Source organism: Sphingomonas sp. BL2 (genome assembly GCF_056680015.1).
On sequence record NZ_CM155261.1, the window covers coordinates 3,055,854 to 3,074,124 of the forward strand.

General features: G+C 66.1%; 14 protein-coding genes. 7 read left to right on the top strand and 7 right to left on the bottom strand.

Going from position 1 to position 18,271, the window contains the following annotated elements:
* Nucleotides 1-23: 23 nt before the first annotated feature.
* On the bottom strand, nucleotides 24-920 hold the full coding sequence (locus AC1ME3_RS14270; protein WP_480953664.1) for an AraC family transcriptional regulator: 897 nt from the start codon (nucleotides 918-920) through the stop codon (nucleotides 24-26).
* Nucleotides 921-1,071: 151 nt separating this feature from the next.
* Between AC1ME3_RS14270 and AC1ME3_RS14275 the strand changes: the two genes are divergently transcribed.
* Nucleotides 1,072-1,797, top strand: a complete 726-nt coding sequence (locus AC1ME3_RS14275; RefSeq protein WP_480955843.1) for an SDR family oxidoreductase — start codon at nucleotides 1,072-1,074, stop codon at nucleotides 1,795-1,797.
* A 575-nt stretch (nucleotides 1,798-2,372) separates the two neighbouring features.
* Here the strand turns inward: AC1ME3_RS14275 and AC1ME3_RS14280 are convergent.
* On the bottom strand, nucleotides 2,373-3,362 hold the full coding sequence (locus tag AC1ME3_RS14280) for a type VI secretion system protein TssA (RefSeq protein WP_480953665.1): 990 nt from the start codon (nucleotides 3,360-3,362) through the stop codon (nucleotides 2,373-2,375).
* Between the two features lie 113 nt (nucleotides 3,363-3,475).
* Between AC1ME3_RS14280 and AC1ME3_RS14285 the strand changes: the two genes are divergently transcribed.
* From AC1ME3_RS14285 to tagH, 3 genes are read left to right on the top strand one after another with little or no spacing between them, the layout of a single operon-like run.
* Nucleotides 3,476-5,443 (top strand): type VI secretion system Vgr family protein, encoded by a 1,968-nt coding sequence (locus AC1ME3_RS14285; protein ID WP_480953666.1) that lies wholly within the window; start codon nucleotides 3,476-3,478, stop codon nucleotides 5,441-5,443.
* Nucleotides 5,440-5,979: a DUF6931 family protein gene (locus AC1ME3_RS14290; protein ID WP_480953667.1), complete on the top strand. Its 540-nt coding sequence runs from the start codon at nucleotides 5,440-5,442 to the stop codon at nucleotides 5,977-5,979. Before AC1ME3_RS14285 ends, AC1ME3_RS14290 begins: the two co-directional genes overlap by 4 nt.
* Nucleotides 5,976-7,196 carry a type VI secretion system-associated FHA domain protein TagH gene (gene tagH, locus AC1ME3_RS14295; RefSeq protein WP_480953668.1) on the top strand — a complete coding sequence of 407 codons (1,221 nt, stop codon included), beginning with the start codon at nucleotides 5,976-5,978 and terminating at the stop codon, nucleotides 7,194-7,196. Before AC1ME3_RS14290 ends, tagH begins: the two co-directional genes overlap by 4 nt.
* A gap of 67 nt (nucleotides 7,197-7,263) precedes the next feature.
* Here the strand turns inward: tagH and AC1ME3_RS14300 are convergent, their stop codons facing one another.
* The 5 genes from AC1ME3_RS14300 to tssK are packed head-to-tail and all read right to left on the bottom strand — an operon-like array spanning nucleotide 7,264 to nucleotide 14,634.
* Nucleotides 7,264-8,052, bottom strand: a complete 789-nt coding sequence (locus AC1ME3_RS14300; RefSeq protein ID WP_480953669.1) for a PP2C family protein-serine/threonine phosphatase — start codon at nucleotides 8,050-8,052, stop codon at nucleotides 7,264-7,266.
* Nucleotides 8,028-8,510, bottom strand: coding sequence for a type VI secretion system-associated protein TagF (gene tagF, locus AC1ME3_RS14305; protein ID WP_426281432.1), 483 nt, complete (start codon nucleotides 8,508-8,510; stop codon nucleotides 8,028-8,030). Before tagF ends, AC1ME3_RS14300 begins: the two co-directional genes overlap by 25 nt.
* Nucleotides 8,507-11,902, bottom strand: a complete 3,396-nt coding sequence (gene tssM, locus AC1ME3_RS14310; RefSeq protein ID WP_480953670.1) for a type VI secretion system membrane subunit TssM — start codon at nucleotides 11,900-11,902, stop codon at nucleotides 8,507-8,509. The genes tagF and tssM overlap by 4 nt, the downstream gene beginning before the upstream one ends.
* A gap of 3 nt (nucleotides 11,903-11,905) precedes the next feature.
* Nucleotides 11,906-13,291 carry a type IVB secretion system protein IcmH/DotU gene (gene icmH, locus AC1ME3_RS14315; protein ID WP_480953671.1) on the bottom strand — a complete coding sequence of 462 codons (1,386 nt, stop codon included), beginning with the start codon at nucleotides 13,289-13,291 and terminating at the stop codon, nucleotides 11,906-11,908.
* A complete protein-coding gene (gene tssK, locus AC1ME3_RS14320) occupies nucleotides 13,288-14,634 on the bottom strand; it encodes a type VI secretion system baseplate subunit TssK (protein WP_056488954.1) in 1,347 nt (448 codons plus the stop codon). Before tssK ends, icmH begins: the two co-directional genes overlap by 4 nt.
* 311 nt (nucleotides 14,635-14,945) lie before the next feature.
* Here tssK and AC1ME3_RS14325 point away from each other — a divergent pair, with 311 nt between their 5' ends.
* The 3 genes from AC1ME3_RS14325 (at nucleotide 14,946) to tssB (ending at nucleotide 18,268) form a co-directional block, all read left to right on the top strand.
* Nucleotides 14,946-15,698: a response regulator gene (locus AC1ME3_RS14325; protein ID WP_480953672.1), complete on the top strand. Its 753-nt coding sequence runs from the start codon at nucleotides 14,946-14,948 to the stop codon at nucleotides 15,696-15,698.
* A gap of 136 nt (nucleotides 15,699-15,834) precedes the next feature.
* Nucleotides 15,835-17,616 carry an ATP-binding protein gene (locus AC1ME3_RS14330; RefSeq protein WP_480953673.1) on the top strand — a complete coding sequence of 594 codons (1,782 nt, stop codon included), beginning with the start codon at nucleotides 15,835-15,837 and terminating at the stop codon, nucleotides 17,614-17,616.
* A 100-nt stretch (nucleotides 17,617-17,716) separates the two neighbouring features.
* Nucleotides 17,717-18,268: a type VI secretion system contractile sheath small subunit gene (gene tssB / locus AC1ME3_RS14335; protein WP_056489464.1), complete on the top strand. Its 552-nt coding sequence runs from the start codon at nucleotides 17,717-17,719 to the stop codon at nucleotides 18,266-18,268.
* The last annotated feature ends 3 nt before the right edge of the window (nucleotides 18,269-18,271 follow it).

An 18,271-nucleotide genomic window follows, 5' to 3' on the forward strand; every position in this document is an offset into this window, starting at 1 on the left:
GTCCGTCCGCTGCATATGGCAAATCACACCGGGGTGAGCAGATCGCCGCTGACCTGTAGCCGCGCGATGTCACGGCGGGGAGGTGCGCCAAAGAGGCGCGCATATTCGCGATTGAACTGTGACGGGCTTTCATAGCCGACGGCGAACCCTGCGCTGCCCGCGGTCGAGTTTCCCGACAGCATCAGGCGTCGGGCTTCCTGCAGTCGAAGCTGTTTCTGATACGCCAGGGGGGTCATCTTCGTCACGGCCTTGAAATGTTCGTGGAGCGATGACGTACTCATTCCCGCCGCCGCGGCGATGTCTGCGATCCGGAGCGGCTGGTCGAATGCCGTACGGATCGTTGCGATTGCGCGACTGACCTGGTTGAGATGGCTTTCTGCGACCGCCATGAAGCGTAGCGCTGGGCCATGAGGTCCGGTGAGCAGGCGATAGAGGATTTCGCGCTCGATCAACGGCGCGAGGGCAGGGATGCTATCGGGATCGTTCAGCAAGCGTACCAGCCGCCACGTCGCATCGATCAAATCGTCGTCGCTTCGATATACCGCGAGCGCCGGCAGGTCAGCCTTCGGTGCCCGGCTACCTTCTGCCAGGATCAGGTCGGCCAGTGCCGCCTGATCGATGTCGATCTTGCAGCAGAGGTAAGGTGCGTCGGGATCGGCTTGTATGACATGCCCGACGAGCGGCAGATCGACCGAGACCAACAAGTAATGTGCCGCATCATAGTCGAAGCTCTCACCGCCTAGCGATACGCGTTTGGCACCTTGCGCGATCAGGCAGAGCGACGCGTCATAGACTGCGGGCAGAGGCATGGTTGGCGCGTCGGCCCTGAACAGGGATAGCCGTGGGACCCGCGTGCTCACCATGCCCGTCTTCGGGATGTGGCGAGCAAGAAGTGCTGCAAGGTCGGTGATGCGGTTCATCGATCGCTTGTGTTTCCAGCCGGTCGTTCAAGCAAGCGCGAAACATTCATTTCCGAGTATCGTGCAAGATCTCTGGAGGATCGCTCTCACGATCGCGCGTTCCCGGTGTCATCTGTCCTCCACCAGACAGCGACCAAAAAAGGATCTCACCATGAGCGACATCATCGACAAGACCGTGCTGATCAGCGGCGCCTCGAGCGGCATCGGCGAGGCGACGGTACGCGAACTGGCTGCCAAGGGCGCGCGTCTGTTCATCGGTGCACGCCGAACCGATCGTTTGGAGGCGTTGGCGGCGGAACTCGGTCCGAACGTGGCGTGGCAGTCACTGGACGTAACCGATGGGGCAAGCTTTGCGGCATTTGCGGCTGCGGCCGAAGAACGGTTCGGACGCGTCGACGTTCTGGTCAACAATGCCGGCGTGATGCCGCTATCGCCCCTTATCGCCCTGAAGCAGGACGAATGGAAGCGGATGATCGACGTGAACATTTACGGTGTGCTGAACGGAATCGCCGCCGTGCTGCCGCGTTTCGTCGCGCAGGGATCGGGTCACGTCGTCAACGTCGCCTCGATTGCCGCGCATTTCGTGATGCCCAGCGCTGCGGTGTATTGTGCAACCAAATACGCTGTTTGGGCCATCACCGAGGGACTGCGCCAGGAACATGATGACATCCGCACGACGATCATCTCACCAGGTGTCGTCGCAACCGAACTGGGCAACGACATCACCGATCCGGACATCGCCTCGGCGTTGACGACATGGCGACAGAAGTCGCTCGGCCCCGATGCAATCGCGCGCGCGATCCGGTACGCATTGGAACAGCCTGAGGGTGTGGACATCAACGAAGTCATCGTCCGGCCGACCGCAGCCGGGATGTAAGTCCAGCGATGCCGTTCCGTCCGGGTGGGCATCCGCCCTCCCGGACGAGTATCCTCTTCCCTGCCAGCATAGTCGACACGGCGTCGGTCACGGTAGATCGGACCAAGCCGTCACACCGTACGCGCGATCACCGCACTGCGCAGCGGCCGGCTGATCCTATCGAGCCTTTGGTTCGCTGGCGGCGCAAGCCGGCGTCCCTCGCCAACGGAGACCTTGTTGCACCCATCAAGACCCGGCCATCCGCTCGGTGCCTTTCGTCCGTCACGCAGAAGTAACCGCGCGTCGGCGTACGGCTAAATGGGCAGGGGTGCTGAAGGACGGACTGTCTCGGCCTGCCATCGACCATGGTCAGCGTGGCGCACCGGGTCGATAGGCTGCTTCGACTCAGCCATTGCTTGGACAGGCCGACTCCCGGTGAGGCCAACCCTGCGGGGATGATGGCCGACCTGCCACCCGGGCGATGTTTCGTATGAAACCCGAATGATGTTTCTCCGCCAAACCCGCGGACCTAAGCAGTCTGGCAGGTCAAGGTAACGCGGGAAAGTACGATGGCGAACATGCGCGATCCTGGCCCTTCAACGTTGCGCACGCGCAGACAGGATATTCTTGACCTCGTCGATCGAACGAGGGGCGATATCGTCGAGAATCTCGATGAAATCGAGCGGGATCCACGTCTTGGCGCGTTCCAGCAGGAGAGGAATGGGGCTCGAGGGCTCCTGTCGGCGATAGAAATCGATCACCAGGTCGAGCGCCTTGGCGACGTCGGCGCGACCGTTCAGGACGTCGGGCAGGGCGCTGCTGCCGGGTGCCGCGACGACCGTTTCCGTGTCGGCATCGTCGCGCAGTTCCGGCGGCAGCAGCGCGTTCGCCGCAGCCCGGATCGCGCGGATCGCATCGTAGACAGGCGCGAAATTGCTGCCGGTATCGCCCTCGGCGAAGGCAACCAGCGTTGCGTCCACCTCCCTGAGCGCCTCGGTGAGCACGTCGAGATGGGCGATGGCTGCAACCAGGCTCTCCGGGCCGATCGCCGGATCGTCGAGCGCGGCACGAAACGCACCATATCCGTCCTCGTTGGCACCGCCACGTGCAAAACGGATCAGGTCTGCGCCGTCGAAGCGTCCGAGACGTTCATGCTCGATCAGCGCGATACCTTGGAGCGGACTAACGAACGCGGTGAAGTTGGCGAGCGTGTCGCAGGCGCCGCGGCGACCGGGAAAGCCGTAATCCTCGAGGCGTGGGTGGACCGTATCCCAGAAGCGGTCGGTGAGTCCGGCGAGCGCCTGTACGCCAGCAACGGTCACGTCCAGGCGTCCCGACCTTGCGCCGGCGCGAGCGAGATAGCTGGCAAGCCAGATATCCTTGGTGCGATCCGCCTGATCGACGATCAGGGCGATAATCTCGCGCCAGTCTACCGAAATAGCCGGAGCATCCGTCGATCCATCGCCTCCGGACGGCGTGTCAAACGCCTGTTCGATGCGGAAACGGTCGGGGTCGTAGGCGAGGTCCGGGCCGGCGGGATCGTCGCCGGCTATCGGGGCGAGGAAGCGTTCGAGATCGATCGTCATGCAGGCCGCTCCGTGTCGTTCGTGACGCCACGATGGCGGCGATGCGGGCTAACCCGTCAATCGGCGTGCAGCAATCGCCGCAATGATGTCGAACGTAACGCAAGAGCGGTCGCATGAAGCGGCAGGCAGAGATCGATGTGGCGCTGGGATCCAGGGCCCGGTTGACCGGCTTCCATTCGGCCGAGCGGCTGAGCCAGCCTTTCCAGATCGAAGCGGAAGTCGTGCTGGAGGACCGGGTCGATATCCTGCCCGCGTTAGGCAAGCCTGCCTGCATCACGGTCTACGAGGTCGACGCGCCGGTCCGGTATTTCCATGGATTGGTGATCGAGGCGCATCACCTGCGACAGACCGACGAGGGGCATCATTACGCGTTGGTGCTGCGGCCTTGGCTGCACCTGCTCGACAGCAATCGTGCATATCGGATCTTCGAGCAGAAGACCGTGGTGCAGATGCTGCGCGATGTGCTCGCGCCCCATAGCCGACATATCGACTATGGCGGGCTGACCGAGACCTATCGGCCCTGGCCTTACTGCGCGCAGTACCGCGAGAGCGACCTGTCGTTCGTCATGCGCCTGATGGAGCGAGAGGGGATCTATTTCTACTTTCGCCACGACAAGGGCGAGCACACGATGGTGCTGTGCGACAGTCGGGCCGCTCACAAGCCCTCGCCCCGCGCCGCGACCGTGAAGCTTCGTCCCGACCTCGTCGGCGGTCATGGTACCGAGGACTCGCTGTGGGAGTGGCATGAGCACGTACGGAGCGGCGGCGAACGGCGCGTGCTGATCCAGAGCTTCGACTATGAGAAGACCCTGGTCCGCGACGGACGCGCGGACGGCGGTACGCGCGGCCCGGCCGATACGCAGGAAATCCACGACTATACTGGGGACTTCGTCGATCCGACGCTGGCCAAGCATTGGGCGCAGGTGCGGCTGGAGGCATCGCGCGCCGACCAGCGGGTCTATACGGGATCGGGCGACACGATCGGCATCGCCTGCGGGGGGCTGTTCAAGCTCGACTCCACCGACGCCTTTGATCGTGGCCGCGAGTTCATCGTGACCACGCTAGATTATGCCATGGACGCGGAACCGTGGCGCAGCGACGGCGACATGGCACGGCGCGAGGTCTCGATCGAGGCGATCACCAGCCAGACGAAGTGGCGCGCGCCGATCGTGACGCCGGCGCCGTTCGCGGGGCCGGAGACGGCGGTCGTCATCGAGGGTGGCGCCGACGACACCCGCGTCGACCGCATGGGCCGGGTAAGGGTCCGCTTCCTCTGGAAGAAATCCGACGAGGCCGACATCAAGGCGCGGTCATGCTGGCTGCGCGTTTCGCATCCGTCGGCAGGCGCGAGCTTCGGCCACGTGACGCTGCCGCGGCTCGACGAGGAGGTGATCGTCGATTTCCTCAACGGCAACCCCGATCGCCCGATCGTGACCGGCCGCGTCTATAATTCACGTCACCAACATGCTTACGCGCTGCCCGCCAATCGGACGCGGTCGCTGTACCGGTCGAATACGATCGGCAAGATGGGCAGCTATGCGGGGGCCGAGACCAGGCCGCGCGCGCCGGCGTTCAACGAACTCAGCTTCGACGACAAGGGTGGGGCCGAGGAAGTCTATCTGCGCGCGCAGCGCAATCGCCGCACCGACGTGCTGTACGACGACGCGGAAACCGTGAACCGCGACCAGGCGAACCGGGTCGGCCGCGACCGCGAGACCGCCGTCCGGCGCAACGACAGCACCACGGTGGAGACTGGCAACCACAGCCTGACGATCAGCCGTGGCGCATCGACCGTGCAGGCACGCCAGCGCATCATGCTGCGCGTCGGCACGAGCCGCGTGCTGATGACTCCCGCGACCATAACCGTTGCGCAGGGGATGTCGCGCATCACGATGACCTCGGCCAGCATCACGCTCGCCGTCGGGCCCAACCTGATCAGCCTGACGCCCGCCGGGATCATGCTGAACGGCACGACGATCACCGCCAACGCCCTGTCCGCGCTCACCTTGGAAGGCGTCGTAAGCACGATCCATGGCAAGGCGGCTGTAAACGTGCTCGGCGGCGCGGTGGTCATTGCATGAGTGAACCCTGGCATGGATCGGTATGGACCGAGGCGGGGCAGGTGCGCTCGCTGCTGGAGTGGCCGGCGGGTGCCGACGACCGGCTGGCGCCCGATGACTGCTTCGCGCGACTGCGAGCACGACGCAGGGGGGCGGACGCGGCCTGTTTCCTAGCGGTGGCGATGCCGCGCTACGAGGCGGTGCTGTGGGCGGCCCGGGGCGTGTACGACCTCGTGCGACAGCCCGACGCGGATGCGATGGCGACCGTCACGGCCTGGTTGCGCGATCCATCGGAAGCGCGCCGTCGCGACGCCGAAGCGATCGCGCGGACCATGCGCACGCCGACACCCGAGCGGCTATGCGCCTGGGCGGCGTTCATGGCGGGCGGATCCGTCGCCCCCGAAGGTTCCGCGCCGTTCCTCGCGCCGCGCGATGCGACCGGCCGGTTTGCCGCGGCGGCGGTGATCCTGGCGGCGGCACCGCACGGTGATGCCGGGCTGGACGCGGTCCTCGACGCCGGTGCGCGGATGGCCGAAACGATGGAGTGCGCAGCATGACGCTGGTTTTGTCGATACAGGGCATGGACACGCTCGAGAATGGTGCGCCGACGATGCTGAGGCTGGTACGGCACGGTGCCATCGTCGGGCGGTCGGTCCATGCCGACTGGAGTTTGCCGGACCGCAAGAACCATCTGTCGTCGCGCCACTGCGAGATCAGCTACCGCGACGGGACCTATGTACTGACCGACCGCAGCACCAACGGGACGTTCGTCAACGGCGCGACCGAGCGGCTGACGGCGCCGCACCGGATTGCGGACGGCGACCGGATCGTGATCGGCGCCTACGAGGTGCTGGCGGAATGTGCGGGCGCGGCATCGCCACCCGCCGCGGTCGTCGGCGCAGGATGGAGCGAATGGAACGAGGTCGCGCCGGCACCGTCATCCCAGTCGGCTTCACCGACCGCCAACACGAACGAGGAGGCGGTACCGCTGCCGTTCGACGGGGGCGGATGGGACACGCCGGCGCCGCTCTCGGTGTCGGCATGGGCGAGCGAACCGTCGGAACAGTCGTCGCCCTCCGCCGCACAGCTTTGGGGAGAATTGGCGGAGCGCGGCACGAAACCGGTCGATGCGGTCCTTCCGCCGCCGCCCGCGGTCGGGCGTGGCTGGGGCGCGTTGGAGGATGTCCCGACACGCGGTACCGAACCGCGAAACGACATCACGGAACCGCGCGATCCCGAGCCGGACGTCACCGTTCCGCCCCGCACCGATCTGATGCTGCGGATGCTGGGTGGCCTGGCCGCGCTGGTCGAGGCACGGGCGCGAGCCAAGGCGGATCTCGGCGTCGTGTCGACGACGATCGAGCTCGACGGCAACAATCCGATCAAGTTCATTCGGTCGCCCGAGCGGATGCTGGAGACGCTGTTGCAGCCGCCGCAGCCGGGTTTCATGCCGGCGGAGCTGGCGATCGACGATGCGTTCCGCGATATCCAGCTGCACGAGATGGCGACGGCGGCGGCGATGCGTGCGGCGATCGAGCAGACGATCAAGCGGTTCTCGCCCGCCGCGATCCGCGCGCGGCGCCGGGGTGGCGGCTGGTTGGCGAAGCTGCTGCCGCAAGCGCGCGCCGCGGCGTTGTGGCACGCCTATGAAGACGAGTTCGAGGGCGTGGTGCGCGATGCCGACGAAGCATTCATGGACCTGTTCAGCAAGGCCTTCCGCACCGAATACGCGCGCTGCCTGGATGCCGCGGCGGCTGCTCGCCCACGTCGATAGGCAGCAGATCGGCGCGGGTCGCCAGCGCAAAAGGGGGAGCGATCGTCAGAGCGCCGTTCCCACGCCATCAGATTTCGAGCAGCAGCGCGCCGATCTGGGTCGCCTGTTCGCAGCCGATGATCGTCACCGTCACATTGTCCTGCGCGCCACGTTCAAGGGCGCGATCGAGCAGCAGTTGCGCGACCCGGTCGGGTGATGCGGATACGAGCGCACGGCGAATTTCACGATCGTCGACCATCCCGCTCAACCCGTCGCTGCATAGCAGGAACACGTCACCCCCCGCGAGCGATCCCTCGATCCGGTCGAGCAGCAGGGTCTCGGACGTGCCGACCGACCGCGCGAGCACGTTGCGAAACGGATGGTCCGCGGCATCCCGGCGATCGAGCAGCCCCCGCGCGATCATTCGTTCCACCTCGGTGTGATCGGTGGTGAGCTGGGTCAGCGTACCCGCCCGGTGGCGATAGACGCGACTGTCGCCGGCCCACAACACGACATAGCGGTCGTCACGGATCAGCAATACCGCCACGGTCGATCCGATCGGTGCGCCGCTCTTGCGGGTCGCGGCCCAGATCGTGGCGTTGGCAGCGTTCAGCGCCTCCGTAACGGCATCGGCGGCGCCCTCTATCGCCAGCGGAAGCGCGATGTTCTCCAGGGCGTCGGCGATCGTGCGCGAGGCCCATTGGCCGCGTTCGTGCCCTCCCATCCCGTCGGCAATGGCCCATAGCCCGGCTTGCAGACGGACCACGCCTGCATCCTCGTTGACCGCACGCACCGTCCCCGGATGAGTTCGATATGCTTGCTCGAGACGGAGGGCTGCCGGCGATCGCATCGTCATAATGTCCAGTCCGCCTGCCATTCCCGCATCGGCGGGGAGGCGATCTCGGCCTTGGGAGGGATATTGGCCAGCGCGTTGACGGCATCGTCGAGGATCGCGGCGGCATCACGCTGCTGGAGGAACGCGTCGTACAGGCAGCGTTCGAGGCTCGGCGCCATCCATTCGCCGTCGTCGCGCAGTCCGCGACCGCCGACCACGCCCAGTACGAACAGGAACGGCCGGCCGACCCGGTCGCACGAAAAGGCCGCGCATCCCACTTGCCAATAGGCTTCGCCGCGTCCCGGCTCCAGGACGAAGCCACGGGGCGGCGTCGTCTCGAGGATGCGGTCGAACGCCTCGCCGCCGCGCGCGCGCGTCGTGGCTAGCGTGTCGATGCAGCGCCGGTCCCAGATACGCTGCGCCTCCAACGTCAGGCCGCGGCACAGGAAATCGCCGAACGCGGGCAGTTTGCCGAACAGGAAGGGGCGGGTTTCGCTCATAACCGCTCCGGGCAGCGGAAGGAGAAGGGGCCGTTGCGCGCGAACGGGTTGTCAGCCGATGCGTAGGTCACGCGCAAGGCGGTGCGATGGGGTGCGTCGCCGAACCAGACGACGATCGCCTGCGCGCCGGCATTCTGCATGCGTTCGGCGGCGGCGATCAACCGGAACAGCGCGAAGCTGCCCTGCCGGTCGATCCGCGACAGCGTCTGCGTGCCGTTCATCAGCGCGAGCGACGCCTGCGGCAGCGTCGTCGGTGTCCAGACGATCGGGTACGAGGCCGGATCGCGCGCCGCCAGCGCGTAACGGGTGTTGCCGACCGCGAGGTCGACGGTCGTGACATCGGCGCCCGCGGTCTGGAGCGAGACCTGCAGGACCAGTCCGCCGGCCGTAAGGTCGCGGATCGCCGCGGCCTTGCGGAACGCGTCGGCACTCGACGGCGAGAACCGGCTGGCGACCGTGTCGTTCGTCCGCCAGCGCCACCGCTCCGGTGCTTGGACGAGCAGCGGCTGAAGGTTGCCGCGGACGAACCCGTCGATTTCGCCGTTGTTGCCATAGACGCGTTGCAGTTCGGCCGGCGACACCTCGGTCGTGGCGGCGGCGTCGAACGGGAAGCGGCGATTCGTGGTCGTGCGACAACTGGCGAGGATCGTCGCGCTGTATTGGTCGTTCAGCATGGTCTCCGTCGTCCTGGCGGCGGCACCGCGACCGTTGCGGCCGATACCGCCCACGAAGGATTGCAACTGTGGTGGGGCGGACACGCCGGCGGTGGAGAGATCGCCCAGCGCCGAGGCGAACTGGCCACGCAGCGCATCACCGCCGACGTTCGCGCCTGGCATGGCGCCTGCCGATGCGGCCGACGCAGCCTGCCGGACCGCCTGGACGAGCGCGTCGACCGGCGGCGGTGCTCCGGCCTCACCGCGCGTGAAGGCTGCCGCTGGCCGGAAATGTGCCTGGATCGCGGTTCCCGCATCGAACCGCGCACTTGATGCTTGCGACGTCCCGAGCGTGGTGTTCTTAACGGTCTGATCCAACAGCGTCCGCAGCGGCGATGGCGTCCGCGTGAAACTGCCGAGCGCCTGGCGGTCGCCGAAATAATTGGCCGGCTGTGGCGTTGCCAGCACGTGATCCCACGCGGCGATATAGTCCTGTGCGTAACTGCGCGCGACGGTATCGTTGATCGCGGTCAACTGATCGCGAACCGACACCTTGGCCCCGTCGGACCCCAATACCCACAGGTCGCGGTCGAGTTCCGCGCCAATGTCGGCGAGCCCCGGACCGAACGCCCGTTTATAGCCATCCCGGGTGAAGAACCACGGCACCGACAGCGCCATGACCGTGTCGCCGTTGCGGAATGCGCGGCCATCGCTTTCGGCCATCACCGCGCTTGCCAGCCAGTCGGGATGCCCGGAGGCGGCGGCACGCTGGCGCAACATCGCATAGGCGCGGTCGGCGAGCGGCAGCCCGATCACCGCCGCTCTCGACTGGGCGAGCAACCGACCATCGAGCGGTGCCCGACGGTTCGCCCACACCCGTCCGAGATCGTCGTCGGCAAGCAGCGCATCGAGATGTACCGCCAGGCGGCGTCGGACATCCTCCCGGTCCGCGCCCGGCAAGGCGGTCGTCGCCCAGTCGTTACGGACCCAGGCGCCCACGGCACGCGCGTCGATCGGGCCGTAGCCACCCAGCATCAGATAGGTCTTGAGCGGATCGTACAGTCGGATAGGTGTCTGCGCGTCGGTCCGAAGCGCCTGTTCGAGTTCGAGCAACAGGCGGGGCAGCATGATCCGTTGCAGCGCCTCCAGATACGTCGCGCGTGCCGCCTGCGCATGGCCGGACTGGTAGAGGCCGAGCCGCATTCGCCACGACGGCCGTCCCGACAGTTGCGCGGCATAGCCGCCCGGTAGCGCCCGCAGCCGATCGAGCACGGGCAGCATCTGTTCCAGGTCGGGATCGTCGGCACGCACCTCCGCCAGGTCGGCGCCGCTGGCAGTGATTGCCGCCGCTGCCGCTCGCGCGCCCGACAGGTCGGCCGCCTGCAAGCCCTTGTTGGCCTGGAACGAGCCATCCCACAGGAACAGCATCACGATCGCCACCGCGGCGAACGCGGCAACGCCGCCGATATTGGCGAAGTGCCGGCGTCGCTGCACGACGGGCTCCGGTTCGACCAGTCCCGCCTCCGGAAACATGACCTCGGCGAACAGGCGGTTCAGGAAGAACGCGCGTGTCCGCGTGGTGGCCGCCGGACTAGCAATGCCATCATACGAGGTGGCGAGCGAAGCCAGCAGTCGGTCGATCGGCGATCCCTCCTGCTTGCTGCTGGCGAAATAAAAGCCGCGGAGGCGATGGCCCGGCGCGTCATCCTCGGGCAGCATGCCGCCCACCAGCCGGGCAAACCGTTCGCGCAGCGACAGCAATTGCGCCGAAAAACCAATGATCCGGCTGCGGCGCTGGCGATCGGGCTCGTCCTGCAGGCGCTTGGCGGTTCGTGCGTCGATCGCCTCGACCATCCGATCGAACGCCGCGGTCATGGTCGCGGCGGTGACGGGCTCGTCGATCGCCAGCGTGCCACCCAGCACCGCGCGGCGGCCATCGGCGGCGAGATCGGCGAAAAAGTCTCCAAAGCCTTCGAGCAGGTCGGTCTTTGTCAGCAGCAGATAGACCGGTGCGGCGATCCGGAGCGTGGACCGAAGTTCCTGGAGCCGACGCCGTATCGCCGCGGCATGCGCGTCGATCCGCTCGCGATCCTCCGATACCAGCATGTCGACACCGATCGTGACGATGATGCCGTTGACGGGTTCAAGCGGGCGTGTCCGGCGCAGCAGCGTCAAGAATCGCTCCCACCCCTTGGCATCGCCGCGCGGGTCGGAGTCCTGCGTCGTGTAGCGGCCGGCGGTATCGACCAGCACGGCATCGTCGGTGAACCAGAAATCGAGATTGCGGGTGCCGCCTTCCCCCTTCAGCGCACCGTCGGCGTAGGGAAAGCGCAGCCCGGAATTGAGGAAGGCGCTGGTCTTGCCGGCGCCGGGCGGGCCGATGATGACGTACCACGGCTTGGCGTAGAGATAGTTCTTGCGGCGCCCGGACGCCTTGCGCAACTCGGCCAGTGCCTCGCGCAGCCGCGTCGAAACCGCCGCCGCGTCTGCCTCGCCCTGGTCGGGTGTGGCGATGCCCTCGGCGATCGCGCCGGCGTTGCGGCGCCCCCGCCATGCCCGCCACCCCGCCACCGCGCCGAACACAACGACCACCGCGATGATCAGCCCGAACCGGAAGCGCGAGCTGTTGAGGGCGGGAAACAGCATCGGCAGGCCGACCGAGCCCAGCAGTGCGATGATGACGCCCGCGGGCACGATCATCACGTACCAGTTGCGCTGCAGTTTTTCGATTCCGCTCATCGTCTACTCCGTGCGCGGCACGACGATTTCGACGCGGCGGTTAAGTGCTTTCCCCGCTGCGGTGGCGTTGGTGGCGATGGGGCGGGCCGCCCCGAACCCTTGCGACGAAACCCGCTTAGGATCCGGGAGCAACCCGCGGAACACCGTCGCAACCGCCTGTGCGCGTGCGTCCGACAGCGCCTGATTGTCCGGGAAGGCCAGGCTGGTCACCGGATCGCTATCGGCATGACCCTCGATCCGGATCGCGCCACGCTCCTGCGCGACGGCGCGGGCGATCCGCTCGAACAGTGCCTGCCGCCCGGGTTCGAGCACGTCGGAGCCCGAACGGAAGAGCTGACCGATCGTGGTCCGTACGCGCACGCTGTTCGCATCCTCGTCGAGCGTGACGAGATGCTGGGCGATTTCCGGTGCTAGCAGCCCCGCGATCCGCGATTGCTGGGCACTCGTCGGCTGGGCGGCGGCATCGGCGCGGCGCGACAGGCGCAGCGGTGTCTGGGGATTGATCGCCGCCATCGCCGCCAGTGCGGGCTGGCCGGTCTGCCCCAGGATAAGCCGCAGCACGAGCAGCAGCATAAGCAGCCCCCCGGCTAGTGCGCTGGCGGCCAGCAACAGCGGCGCCCATGCCCCGGTGGTACGGCGCGGCGTGGGGCGGCCGCGCCACGCCGGCACAAGTTCGGTCTCCGACACGGCGCGGACATGCGGCAAAGCGGCATAGGCGTCGGCCATCGTCCGGTTGAGGTCGGCGCTGCCGGTGTTGCCGACCCGGTGGCGGCCGTGGAACCCCGCGGCGAGGCACGCGTGGTAAAGCTCGATCAGGTCGGCGTGACCGGCCGGATGCGCGAGCATGTCCGCCAGCAGCATCCAGAACCGGTCGCCGCCGATATTCTCGCCGAAACCGCGGACCACCATGCTGCGCCGCGCCCATTCGACGCCTTCCGCGCCGCGCCCCGGCAGTGTCTGCGCGACATCGTCGACGGTGGCATAGACCGCATAGCGCGCGCGCCGCTGTTCCTCGACGTCGAGGCCGATGTGCAGCAACGCCTGGTCGAACCGCGCGGCGGCGGCACTGGCGCGGCGATGAAGCTCGGGCAGCGGCAGGTCTATCCGCCCGGACCGCACCGCGGAGATCAGCGCGAGCAGCGGGGTCGCCGCCTCGCGCACCGGATTGCGCGCCATCCGCGCGACCCCGGGGTCGGGGAAGTCCTCGTCGATCGACGGGGGCAGGGACGACGGAGGCAGGTGGGACGGGAACTCGTGTGACGCACCTGACGGCGCATCATTCCGATCCGACGAGACGAACAGCGTCGCGCCCTGTTGCCGCGCGCGCAACTCCTGCAGCGGGCTCGGCCGAAAGATCGTCTGCTCGCTTTCGTCGCCGCGCCGGCTCACCGCCTCGGCCCCCGCTTGACGCACCACAATTCGATCTGCAGCTCGGGCCAGTCGCCCGACAAATGCAGGCCAAGCGCAGGCGAGGTCGCGAGCGCCGCGAAGTCGGGCGATTGTCGGTCGAGCTCGAAATAGGCGTAGCCCGGCAGCGTACGGATCTGCGGAGGCGCGGTCGGGACGTGACGCAGGGGGACGCCGGCCAGCGCGGACTCGACGATCTGCTGCATCTTGCCGACCGGGCCGATCTTGGCGGTCGCAGGGAAGCGCGTGCGAACGTCTTCCAGCGGCATCCGTGCGCTCACCGCGATGTAGAGGAAGCCCGACACGTAGGGCGCGGGGTCCGTGATGCGCGATGTGTACGCACCGGGGCCCGCCTGTTCGAGCGGCAGCTGGAAGGCGGCACGGTCGAAGATCGCGGACAAGGCGGCCTGGATCGACTCGACCACCGGCTCGAAACTGTCCGCGAGCCGCTCGTGATCGTAACTCGGGAACGTTGGCGGACGCCGGTCGACATGCGTCAACGTGGTGATCTCGCCCGCCATGCCCAGCAACATTTCATACAGCCGTTCCGGATGCACCATTGGCAGCGCGGCGAGATGTGCCAGTTGCGCGTGCCAGCGGTTGAGCGTCTGCAGCAGGAGGAAGTTGACGAAGGTCTCGGCGCCGCCCTCGGTCGCCTCCACCGCGCGCAGTGCCAGTTCGTCGATACGTTGCGCGGCGCGACCGAGAATGTCGCGCAGCATCGCCGACACGCGGTCGCTTGCGCGGATGTCGAGCACCGGCGGGACATAGCGCGCGTCGAACTGCACCGCACCGTTGACGATCTCGCGTACCCGCGCCAGCCCCAGGATCACGCGTCCATAGGTCTGGTCGCGGGAAACGCCGAAGCTGAGGTTGGGTCGAGCGAGTTCGACCGCCTCGGCGCTGCGATCTTCGGAGAACGTGTCGATCACCTCGTCCTCCACCACCACGAACCGGGTCGTGTGCGCGGCGGGATGCGCGTCGTTGCGAAACGCGACCGCACCGGGCTGGTTCGCGGGCAAGGTGAGGAAGACGATCGCGTCGCGCGCATCGGCCGGCATGTCCATCGGGGCGGGCGGCGGCAGATCGTCGGGAATCGCGAAATAGGTTCCATCGGGCATCACGCCGCGCAGACGTTCGATCGCGAACTTGCCCAGCCCGGCGAGCTCGCGGTCGATCACCAGCTCGGTCACGCCCCAGCGGTACGGTCCGGCATTGCGTCCCTGCGCGGCGATCGCCGCGTCCAGATGCCGATCCTGCTGCTGGAAATGCTGCTGGCGCAGGAACAGGCCCTCACGCCATGCGACCCGGCTGCGGCTTACCATGACTGCGACCTGCGGGCGTCGTCGGGCGGAACGTCGAGGGGCGAAACGATGGACATGGCCACCGTCTTGCGGCGTTCCGGTTTCAACGCCGTGTCGAGGACTGCACGGCGGGTTACGGTTGAAACATGACGCCGTCCCTACCGTCTGGACGTTCATCTGCCAGTAAGGTTTAAAGTTCGACTACGTAGGTATTGTAAGAATGTGCTTAGCAATTCAGTATCAAGTCTATGCTGATGTTTGTGACATTTTTCTTACGGTAATAACAAGGCGCTCGCTTAAAAAAGAGCGTCGAGCTGTCGGAGCGGTACCGCATGTCGTTTATCGAAGCGATTTCAACGAACAATTCGTTTCATTCTGCGCGAGTTTTGGTCGTCGATGACGAGGATTCAATGCGACGCTCAGTGGTCAACTATTTGAACGAGCATAACCTCCGTGCGTCTGCCGTTCCGGGTCGCCAGGGGCTGTTCCATACCCTCGCGGTGCGCGAACCCGACCTGATCGTCATGGATATCCATCTTGGCGAAGAAGACGGCCTGGATCTCCTGCGTGAGATTCGCGGCAAGAGTGTCGTGCCGGTTATTCTGATGACAGGGCATCTGCGCGACGAGATCGACCGGGTCGTTGGTCTGGAGCTGGGTGCCGACGATTATCTGTTGAAGCCATTCGACATGCGCGAGCTACTTGCCCGGATTCGTTCGAACCTCCGCCGCCGGACGATGGATCGCAGTGCGCCTGCGCGGCATGCCGAGCTCGATTACGCGTTCGCTGGCTGGCGTTTCGAACAGCGGACATGGCGGCTGATCAGCCCGACGGGCGAGACGGTCACGCTTACCAAGAATGAATTTGCGCTGCTCAGCGCTTTTGTCACTGCCCCACGCCGGCCGCTCAGCCGCGAGCATTTGTTGCAGGCGACCCGTCTGCACGAGGACGTGTTCGATCGTAGCATCGACGTCCAGATTCTGCGTCTGCGTCGCAAGCTGGAGATCGATCCGCGTTCGCCCAGACTGATCAGGACCGAGCGCGGCCTCGGCTATCTTCTTGACGCCGATGTAACGATCCACTGAGCGCCGTGAAATCCGTTCATGCTCGAGCACGCCGACACGTGGACGAGCGGGCACGATGTGTTGCGCCGCCGCTGCCCATGGCGTCGCATAGGGTCCAGGCGCGATTGCCGCCGGTAGAACCAAGTAGACCGACTTGATGGCAACACATTTGCCGAGCGAGGCAGGTCCGGCAATCATCCTGCTGGGCTTGGCTGTTGCGATGGCCGTGGTCTGGTGCCTCCACCGGCGGGCACATGACCGTCGTTTGCGTCTGGAAGCGATGCACTCGACCGTATTCACGCTGTTGCTGGACGGGCCGTCATCGGAACTCGGTCTGAGGATCGAGGATGCGCTTGCCGACCTTGGCTCGATCATCGGTGTGGATCAGGTATGGCTCCTGGTCGGTGGGGATGCCGATGTCGACGCATTCTACGGCTGGTCCGCAGACGGGTCTCACCAGGCTCTCACTCAGCAGGACGCGGAGGCGCGAACCGCCAGGATCGTTGATCGCTTTCCTTGGGACGAGAATATGATCCTGGTCGAACCGGGCGCGCGGTCGGTAGCCTCCTGGAACCAGGTCATGACCCGACAGCGCGGCACTTGGGCGACGACATTGATGATGCGCTCGCGAGAGCATCAGGACCTCGTGCTGCTGTGCTTGACCGCGCGCAATCGATGGGTCGTCTATCCCGAGACGATCCACGGGCTCGCCTCCGCGCTACAGACCGCGTTGCAGCTCGAGCAGCGTCACCGGCTGGAGACCGAACGGCTGGTCATCGACCAGAAAATGGCGCTCGGTCGTCGCATGGAGGCGATCGGCGCACTGGCCAGCGGGCTCTCGCATAACCTCAACAATATTCTGACCGCGATCGACGGGTTTCGCGCGACCGCCGCGTTGCACGTGCCAGCGAACGGCGTGGTGTCCGCCAACCTCGTTGAAATCGGGCAGGCGGTAAAACGCGCGAGCGGCCTCGTGTCGGACGTGCTTCATTTCGGCCGCCGGGTCGAAGGGCCGGCGGAGACGGTTTCGCTGGCCGCACTGCTTGCCGAAACGCACAAACTCGTCACGGCGGCTTTGCCAAGCGGCGTGACGCTGGAGTGGCACACTGCCGAGGAGCCGATGCACGTCGAGGGCGATTTCGGGCAATTGCAGCAGGTACTGCTCAACCTGTGCAGCAACGCCGATAACGCCATGGCGGGAGGTGGCGCGATCACCTGTCAGTCGACGTTTCGTTTGCTCGACGATCCGATAAAGTTGAGCCACAACGTGCTGCGTCGGGGGCGCTACGCGACCATCGCGGTATCCGACGAAGGGCGCGGGATCCCGGCCGAAGCGATCCCGCACATCTTCGATGCCTTCTATACCACGCGGCAGGGGGGCACCGGCCTGGGTCTGTCGACGGCTCGCGAGATCATCCAGGCTGCCGGCGGCGCGATCGACATCGACAGTATCGTCGGCGTTGGCAGCCGGTTCACGGTCTGGATCCCGCTGGCTGCGGACGGCGACGCTCCGCTTGCGGGCGACGTCAACAGGGGTACGGGCGAAACGGTGCTGATCTTGAATACAGACGGGCAACGGCTGTCCAACGACGAGGAATTGTTCGCCGCGCTGGGCTATGAGCCGATTGGCATCACCAGTCCGGAGACGCTCGATGCTATCGAGGGGGACATCGATGTTGCGGTCGTAGCAAGCTTCGATCCGAGGTTGGCGGATGAACTTGCCACTCGTCTGCGGACCGCGGGCATTACGGCGCCCTTGCTCGTCGCGGTGCCTCAGCCCGAGATCCTTGGGCAGGTGGTACAGGGGGGAGCGGTTGTCCGTTACCCATTCCAGCCCGCGAACCTTGCCCATGCGCTTTCCCTGAGCCTGGTTCCGAATACCCCCGAAGGTCCTTCGACCCACCCGCGGGTGTCGTCGAATGTGACAATCGTAGCATAGAACGCCCGATCTGAAATCCGGGTGAAGCCCGGCAGCCGCATCTCTTGCGCAGGCGGCACCGGCATGGTGCCCGCAGCAACCGGCGAGGCCAAACATGCTGATGGACAAGAGCGGACAGCGCTTCATCCGCGAAAACCGGAAACCACGCGTCCACATCGAATATGAGGTGGAGACCTACGGGTCCCGACAGAAGATCGAACTGCCTTTCGTGATGGGCGTAATGTCGGATCTGTCGGGCAAGAGCGACGTGGAGAAGAAGCCCTTCGAACAGCGCGACTTCCTCGAGTTCGACATGGACAATTTCGAGGAGCGGATGGACTCGATCGCCCCCCGTGCCGCGTTTGCGGTGGAGAACAGCCTGACCGGTGAAGGCCGGCTTGGCGTCGACATCACGTTCAGGACGCTCGAGGATTTTTCGCCCGGCAGGATCGCGCGCACTGTTCCAGCGCTCGCCAAGCTGTTGGAAGCACGCGAGCAACTCAACGACCTCATGCTGTACATGGACGGCAAGGCGGGCGCGCAGGACCTGCTCGACCGTGTGCTGAAGGATCCTGCGCTGATGCAGGCGCTCGCAGAAGAGCGTGCACGAGAGGATGCGGCCGCAGCATCCGACGCCGTGTCCGCCATCGACCCCGACGGCACCGAGAAGTGACCG